This is a genomic window from Streptomyces sp., from assembly GCF_019510245.1.
GTDB lineage: Bacteria > Actinomycetota > Actinomycetes > Streptomycetales > Streptomycetaceae > Streptomyces.
The window spans coordinates 1-5,855 of the sequence record NZ_JAEKKT010000304.1; the positions used below are offsets into that span (position 1 = coordinate 1).

Here is a 5,855-nt window from a genome sequence, read left to right on the forward strand (position 1 = left end):
AGATACAGCCGCCGTCCGCCGTCCGCGACACCCACGGCCGTGCGCACGGCCGACGTCGTGTCGTCGAGGCCGGGCAGCGGGAGGCCGTCGTCGAGCACCGGGTAGCCGCCGAGCGCGAAGCGGTACGGCAGCTTCGCCGAGGCCGCGACCAGTCGGTGCCGCACCGTCACCGCCGCGCCGACGGACAGCTTCCGCAGGTGCTGTGCGCCCGCCTCCCGGCCCACGAGCACGGTGGTGCCGGCGGCGATCGGTCCGCTGCCCGGGGTGTCGGCCGTGGCCACGACCTTCCCGGCGCGGACCGTCACCTCGTAGGTGTCCGTGCTGCACGGGGCGGCCCGGTCGGTGTCCGTCCCGCAGGTCGACCGCACCCGGGAGACGCTGCCCCAGTCCGAGGTGAACGCCCCGACCGAGCCCACGGGCAGCGCGTACTGGTTCAGCCCGCCGAGCGCCAGCTTTCCCTCGGGCGTGGTCACCGACCCGTCGAGCGCCAGGTCGTCGAGGCGGGCCTGACCGTCGGTGCCCACGCCGAACACGTCCTTGGTGCTCGCGCCGGACGGCAGCGCGGGCCCGAAGCGCTGGCCTTTCGGCACTGCCGCCTTGAGCACGCGGCCCTGCGCGATCGCCGGGCCCACACTCGCGCCGGTTGCCTCGACGCCCGGGTGCTGGCCCTCCGTGATGTTGAAGAAGTCGCCGTTCACCCCCGCGAGCGCGCCCTGTGCGGTGGCCAGCCGGGACACCGTGGCGCGCGCGGCCACCGCCCCCGGATACAGCAGCTCCAGTCGCACCCGCGGATCGCTGAGGTCCACGTCGATCACATGGGCATGCGCCACGCCCGCGGCCGCGTCGATGTCGAACTCCTCGTACTGCACGCCGGTCGCGAGCCGTGTCCACCCCGGCGCGGCGCCGGCCGGTGCCGCCCCCACCAGGGCCGCACCGGCCAGCGTGCCGAGTGCCGCGAGAAACGTCAGTACCGATCTGCCTGCTTCGAAACGTCTTCGACGATGCGTCACAGCTCTCCCTGATGTCTCGTCAACTGTTCCCAGGACTCAGGAAGAGTGCATCAGACAGCGATGGCACAGGGGACGGCTAGGCGCCGACCACACGCGAACGGATGAGGAAACGTACCCCCTCGGGTGCCTCCAGCGAGAACCCACTGCCCCGGCCCTCGACGACGTCCACGATCAGCCGGGTGTGGCTCCACACCGCGTACTGGCTCCTCGACATCCAGAACGTGACCGGCTCCCCGACCCCCGGCACGTCCAGCTCGGCGAGCAGCACGTCCGAGCCGCCGGTGCGGAACTCGCCCGCCGGGTAGCACATCGGCGCGCTGCCGTCGCAGCAGCCGCCGGACTGATGGAACATCAGCGGCCCGTGCGCCTCGCGCAACCGGCGCAGCAGCTCGGCGGCCGCGGGCGTGAGCTCGACGCGCGGCACCTCGTCGGACACGGCACGTACGGAATCGTCGTCCATGGTCGTCGAGTGCAGCAGGGCGAAGGTTGCGAGGGGGTTGCACGGCTCCAGGGCCAGGGCCTGATCCGCCGGCCAGGCCCTATCCGGCGTACGGCGTGAAGTGGGCCGGAGTGTGGTCGATCGGCAGGTCCGGGCGCCAGGCGGTCAGGCCCTGGGCGCTGCACACGAACAGGTTCTCCGGGAGCCGGTCCAGGGCGAACCAGCGCCAGTCGCCGACGCGTTCGTCGGGCTGGTCCGAGGGCTCGCCCCGCCAGGCGGTGACCTGGGCGGCCACTGTCATCCGCACCACGCCCTCCACGTCGTCGAGAAGCGTGCCCAGCAGCCGGACGTCTGCGGGGCGGGCCTCGATGCCGGTCTCCTCGCGGAGTTCGCGCACTACGGTCTCCGCCAGCGACTCCCCGGGCTCCACCGTGCCGCCCGGCGAAGCAGGCGGGTTCGCGGATTTCTGGCCGGGGAGTCACAGGAACCCATACATGAGTGGTTCCTCGACGGCTTTGAGTATGGCGGGTTCGGCGCCTGATACTGGTGCGCTGTGTATTCGACCGCCATGAGTTCCTTCGCGCTCCCGGCCGGTCCTCCCCGGCTCCGGCCGACTCCCACGCACCGGCGCTGCCGGACCCGGGACGAAGGCGCTGACGCGACGACCGCCCTGACATCACGTCCGCTCCGGACAACAGCCGACCGAGCAGCCCGAGCCACCGCGCCCAACCCTGAAGACTGCGAGGACACCAGTGATGACCAGCCCCAGCCATGTCACGGCCCTGCGCACGACGGCCACCGCCTTCGGCGCCCAGCGCGGCAAAGCCTGGTGGAGAGTACCGGTCCGAAGGCGCCTCATTCCCCACTAAGTGTTGCTCAGCACCCTTGTCGACTGGGCATGCGTGCGTGATCGCGCACTATGCGGTCGCAACGCCCAGGAAGCGCAGCACCGCTAGGACGCGGCGGTGGTCGGCGTCGGCCTTGGGCAGGTCGAGCTTGGTGAAGATGCTGTTGATGTGCTTGGCAACCGCGCTCTCGCTCACGACCAGCTCGGCGGCGACGCCGGAGTTGGACCGGCCGCCCGCCATCAGCTCCAGCACCTCCCGCTCGCGCGGTGTCAGCCGGTCGAGCGGACCGCTGTGCCGGCGCACCAGCAGCTGCGAGACGACCTGCGCGTCGAGCGCGGTGCCGCCGGCCGCCACCCGGCGTACCGCCTCGGCGAACTCCTCGACGTCGGCGACCCGTTGCTTGAGCAGATAGCCGACGCCCGAGGCGTTGGCGGCGAGCAGATCGACGGCGTACCGCTCCTCCACGTACTGCGACAGCAGGAGCACGGCGGTACGCGGGTACTGGCGGCGGATCACCAGCGCGGCGCGCACTCCCTCGTCGGTGAAGCCGGGCGGCATGCGCACGTCGACCACGGCGATGTCGGGCCGGTGCTCCTCGACGGCTGCCAGCAGCCCTTCTGCGTCGGCGACTTGCGCGCACATCTCGAAGCCGGCCGCCTCCAGCACCTTGACCACGCCGATGCGCAGCAAGAGGGAATCCTCGGCGATCACGGCGCGCACGGCAGCTCCACGGTGATGACGGTCGGGCCCCCGGCGGGGCTGCGGCAGGAGAAAGTGCCGTCGACGGACGCGACGCGCTTGGCGAGCCCGGCGAGCCCGGTGCCACCGCCGGCCGCCGCGAGATCCGCGCCGCCCGCGCCGTCGTCCGTGACGACCACCAGCAGTGTCTCCCCGATCCGGTCCACGGTCACATCCGCCCGGGTCGCCTGGGCGTGTTTGACCACATTCGTCAGGGCTTCGGAGACCACGAAGTACGCGACGGCCTCGACCGTGGGTGAGGGGCGCTGCGGCAGGTCCACCGCCACGCGCACCGGGATCGGGAGGCGCGCGGCGACCCCGGACAGCGCGGCGTCGAGGCCGCGGTCCTCAAGGACGGCCGGATGCAGGCCGCGCACCAGGTTGTTCAGCTCGGCGATCGCCTCCTTCGCCTCGCGGTGCGCCTCGTCGATCACCTTGCGGGCGTCCTCCGGCAGATCGCCGAGGGTGGCCCTGGCCAGGCCCAGGTTGACGGCGAGTGAGACGAGGCGCTGCTGTGCGCCGTCGTGCAGGTCGCGCTCGATCCGCCGCCGCTCGACGTCGGCGGCGTCGAGCACACCGGCCCGGCTCTCGGCGAGGTCGGCGACCCGGCGGGCGAGCTTGTCCGTGCGGCTGGGGCCGAGCAGGACCTCGGCCGCCCGGGTCTCCAGCCGCACCAGAGCGCCGGTCAGCCGAGGCCCGAGGAACAGCAGGGCGAGGCCGCCGGCGGTGATGTACGCGGCCTGCGTGGTGTACCCGAGGTCGGTGACCCGCCACTGCGGGGGCAGCGCCCAGATCCACACGTAGATGGAGGCGGCCACAAGAGCGGCGGCCCAGACGGCGAGGACGGCGAGGTCCAGGACGGCGAGCAGCGGACCCGCCACGGCGTGGTAGCAGACCTGCCGCCACAAGGCCCGGCCGGTCAGCCGGCGCACCGCCGACTTCCAGTTGCGTCCCGGCCCGGGTACGGCGGGGCGCGGGAGGTCCTTGCCGACGAGCGCCCGGTAGCGCCGCCGCTGCCCGACGGTCAGCAGGGGTGTCACCACAAGCGTGAGCAGCACGGGCAGCGCCACGAGCGTGAGCAGCACGGGCAGCGGAGTCGCGGCCGGCACCAACGCCGCCATCGTGCCGAGCAGCCAGAGCCACAGTGGCACCACGGCGAGGTGGAGCGGCAGGCCGGCGGCGACGAGTGCGGTCCGGTGTCCCGCCCTGCAGAACGGCCGGCCCAGCACCAGCTGCAGCCACGTCGTGAGTTGCATGCGTCAAACGGTAAAGCCGCAGGCCATCCCCGTGCCATGACGCTCCCGCCCGGTTCGGGGGTGCACTTATCTCCACCCCGGGTCGGAACCCTGCGTGACTGACGGCGCCCTGGTGTGCGGCGGAGGGTGGAGCACGTGAAGGGGAGAGCCGGCGGGGAGCGGGGGAAGACGATGCGTCACCTGGTGTTGTGCGATGACGAATTGGTCGGTGCCGAGGGCTGCGACAGCGCCGACGTCATCCCGCTCCACGAAGAGGCGGAGGAGCCGCGCCCGGCGCGGGGCATGCGGCGGGCCGGGTGGCTGCTGGTCGCCTGCGGGCTCGCCCTGCTGCCGTGGCTGTACATGCTGGCCACCGGCCTGCCGGCCACCGCGACCGCGGCGCACTGGCCGGTCGCCTGGGTCGGGCTCGACGCGCTGGAGGCGCTCGGCTTGATCGCCACCGGCCTCCTCGCCGCCCGCGGCGACCGGCGGCACGCCCTGGCAGCCGCCGCGACCGCGACGCTGCTTGTGGTGGACGCCTGGTTCGACACCACGACCGCGGCCCCGGGCGGCGACTTCGCCACCGCGGTCGCCATGGCGCTCGGCGCCGAGCTGCCGCTCGCCGCGCTGTGCGGCCGGCTGGCGCTGCGGGCCCTGAGCCGGCACGCGTGACGCCGACCGCCCAGCCACTTGCCACGGACCAAATCAATCCACCGGAGAACACCATGCACCGCATCACCACCGCCCCCGTCGCCCCGATCCCGGCCCGGACCCGCTGGGCGGTCGCCGCCGGCGTCGGCGCCGCGTTGGCCGCCGCCTGGTGGCTGGGCGACACGGCGCCCTATCCGTACGCCCAACGCGGCCTCCTCGACGTGCCGTTGCCGTTCCTGACAGCCGACCGGATGGACGCCCTACTGCGGCCGCGGCCGGGGGAGCGGATGCTGGAGATCGGCCCGGGGACGGGCCTGCAGTCGCTGCATGTCGTCCCGCAGCTCGGGCCGGAGGGACGGCTCGATGTGCTCGACATCCAGCAGGAGATGCTCGACCACGTGATGTGCCGCGCCGAGCGCGACGGCCTGGCGACGATTACGCCCACCCGCTCGGACGCACGTGATGCCCTACGCCGCCGGGACATTCGGCGCCGTATACGCCGGGACCGCGCTCGGCGAGATCCCCGAGCCGGATCGGGTACTGCGCGAGGCGGCACGGGTGCTGGCACCAAGCGGGCGGCTGGTGATCGGCGAGTTCTTCGACCGGCACTGGATCCCCTTCGGCCGGCTGCACCGGCTCGCCGACGCCGCCGGCCTCCACCTGACCGAGCGCCACGGCCCAAGCCCGGCCTACCTCGCCCGCTTCCGACCCTGCAGAGCCGACCCGCCAGGCCACCAGAGGGAGCGCCTCGCCCACAGCGACCGGGACACCAACGACGGGGAAGCGTGAGCTACCGCACGCAGGGACCGCGATCACCGGGCTGAACAACCTGGCGCGCGGTAGGCCGCTCCAGGAGGCGAGGAGGCGAGGAGGCGAGGAGGCGAGGAGGCGAGGAGGCGAGGAGGCGAGGAGGCGAGGAGGCTCTGCCCCAACC

At 73.1% G+C, this 5,855-nt stretch carries 7 protein-coding genes and 1 pseudogene; 2 read left to right on the top strand and 6 right to left on the bottom strand.

From position 1 onward, the window contains the following. From JF597_RS49530 to JF597_RS49550, 5 genes and pseudogenes are all read right to left on the bottom strand, one after another. On the bottom strand, positions 1–1,010 hold a 1,010-nt coding region (locus JF597_RS49530; protein WP_294012606.1), incomplete at its 3' end, for a phosphodiester glycosidase family protein. A gap of 76 nt (positions 1,011–1,086) precedes the next feature. Next, positions 1,087–1,470 (bottom strand): DUF779 domain-containing protein, encoded by a 384-nt coding sequence (locus JF597_RS49535; RefSeq protein WP_176742463.1) that lies wholly within the window; start codon positions 1,468–1,470, stop codon positions 1,087–1,089. Between the two features lie 79 nt (positions 1,471–1,549). Continuing rightward, positions 1,550–1,891 (bottom strand): annotated as a pseudogene (locus JF597_RS49540) (NUDIX domain-containing protein); the annotation flags it as partial. A 475-nt stretch (positions 1,892–2,366) separates the two neighbouring features. Continuing rightward, positions 2,367–3,017, bottom strand: coding sequence for a response regulator transcription factor (locus JF597_RS49545; protein ID WP_294012616.1), 651 nt, complete (start codon positions 3,015–3,017; stop codon positions 2,367–2,369). Beyond that, positions 3,005–4,291, bottom strand: coding sequence for a histidine kinase (locus JF597_RS49550; protein WP_294012619.1), 1,287 nt, complete (start codon positions 4,289–4,291; stop codon positions 3,005–3,007). The genes JF597_RS49545 and JF597_RS49550 overlap by 13 nt, the downstream gene beginning before the upstream one ends. A 135-nt stretch (positions 4,292–4,426) precedes the next feature. On the opposite strand from JF597_RS49550, the gene JF597_RS49555 reads away from it, so the two are divergent. Beyond that, positions 4,427–4,942, top strand: a complete 516-nt coding sequence (locus JF597_RS49555; protein WP_294012622.1) for a hypothetical protein — start codon at positions 4,427–4,429, stop codon at positions 4,940–4,942. Between the two features lie 239 nt (positions 4,943–5,181). Here the strand turns inward: JF597_RS49555 and JF597_RS49560 are convergent, their stop codons facing one another. Next, positions 5,182–5,319 (bottom strand): hypothetical protein, encoded by a 138-nt coding sequence (locus tag JF597_RS49560; RefSeq protein ID WP_294012625.1) that lies wholly within the window; start codon positions 5,317–5,319, stop codon positions 5,182–5,184. A 64-nt stretch (positions 5,320–5,383) separates the two neighbouring features. Here JF597_RS49560 and JF597_RS49565 point away from each other — a divergent pair, with 64 nt between their 5' ends. Beyond that, the gene (locus tag JF597_RS49565; protein WP_294012628.1) at positions 5,384–5,710 is read left to right on the top strand and encodes a methyltransferase domain-containing protein; all 327 of its coding nucleotides are present in this window, start codon (positions 5,384–5,386) and stop codon (positions 5,708–5,710) included. Positions 5,711–5,855: the final 145 nt, after the last annotated feature.